The organism is Streptococcus mitis, assembly GCF_023109105.1.
GTDB classification, from domain to species: Bacteria; Bacillota; Bacilli; order Lactobacillales; family Streptococcaceae; genus Streptococcus; species Streptococcus mitis_BW.
In genome coordinates this window covers 1-1437 of sequence record NZ_JALDTZ010000030.1, presented here as the reverse complement: position 1 = coordinate 1437, position 1437 = coordinate 1, and the positions used below count along the sequence as shown (strand labels likewise).

The following is a 1437-nucleotide window of genomic DNA, read 5'->3' as shown; positions in this document are numbered from 1 at the left end:
TGAACTGCACCCCAAAAGTTAGACAGAAAAAATCTAACTTTTGGGGTGTTTTTATTATGAAATTAACTTATGATGATAAAGTTCAGATCTATGAACTTAGAAAACAAGGATATAGCTTAGAGAAACTTTCAAATAAATTTGAGATAAATAATTCTAATCTTAGGTATATGATTAAATTGATTGATCGTTACGGAATAGAGTTCGTCAAAAAAGGAAAAAATCGTTACTATTCTCCTGATTTAAAACAAGAAATGATTCATAAAGTCTTACATGAAGGCTGGACTAAAGATAGAGTTTCTCTTGAATACGGCCTCCCAAGTCGTACGATACTTCTTAATTGGCTAGCACAATACAAGAAAAACGGGTATACTATTGTTGAGAAAACAAGAGGGAGAGTACCTAAAGTGGGACGTAAGCCAAAAACGAGATCTGAAGAGAGGACAGAATTAGAACGTCTTCAAGCAGAAAATGAGTACCTGAGAGCGGAGAATGCCATCCTAAAAAAGTTAAGAGAACTCCGATTGAAGGAGGAAAAAGAGAAAGAAGAAAGACAGAAATTGTTCAAGAATTAATGACTAAGTTTTCGTTAGATATTCTTCTAAAAGCCATTAAACTAGCTCGTTCGACCTACTACTATCACTTGAAACAGCTAGACAAACCAGATAAGGACCAAGAGCTTAAAGCTGAAATTCAATCCATTTTTATCGAACACAAGGGAAATTATGGTTATCGTCGGATTCATTTAGAACTAAGAAATCGTGGTTATCTGGTAAATCATAAAAGAGTTCAACGCTTGATGAAAGTACTCAATTTACAAGCTAAAATGCGACAGAAACGAAAATATTCTTCTCATAAAGGAGATGTTGGCAAGAAGGCAGAGAATCTCATTCAACGTCAATTTGAAGGCTCTAAAACAATGGAAAAGTGCTACACAGATGTGACAGAATTTGCCATTCCAGCAAGTACTCAAAAGCTTTACTTATCACCAGTTTTAGATGGCTTTAATAGCGAAATTATCGCCTATAATCTTTCAACTTCACCCAACTTAGAACAAGTAAAAACAATGTTGGAACAGGCATTCACAGAGAAGCACTATGAGAATACGATTCTCCATAGTGACCAAGGCTGGCAATATCAACACGATTCTTATCATCAGTTTCTTGAGGGTAAGGGAATTCAAGCATCCATGTCACGTAAGGGTAACAGCCCAGACAATGGTATGATGGAGTCCTTCTTTGGGATTCTGAAATCGGAAATGTTTTACGGTTATGAGAAGTCGTTTCAGTCGCTTAAGCAATTGGAACAAGCTATTGTAGACTATATTGATTACTACAACAATAAACGAATTAAGGTAAAACTAAAAGGACTCAGCCCTGTGCAATACAGAACTAAATCCTTTGGATAAATTAATTGTCTAACTTTTTGGGGTCAGTACAT

Annotated in this window: 1 protein-coding gene; it reads left to right on the top strand. The window is 35.5% G+C overall.

What is annotated here, in order from left to right:
• Positions 1-56: 56 nt before the first annotated feature.
• Positions 57-1405 (top strand): IS3 family transposase gene (locus tag M1F37_RS09845; protein WP_247935675.1). Its coding sequence is split into 2 segments (ribosomal slippage): positions 57-498 and positions 498-1405, totalling 1350 coding nucleotides; the frame shifts between segments, so codons are not numbered across the junction.
• Positions 1406-1437: the final 32 nt, after the last annotated feature.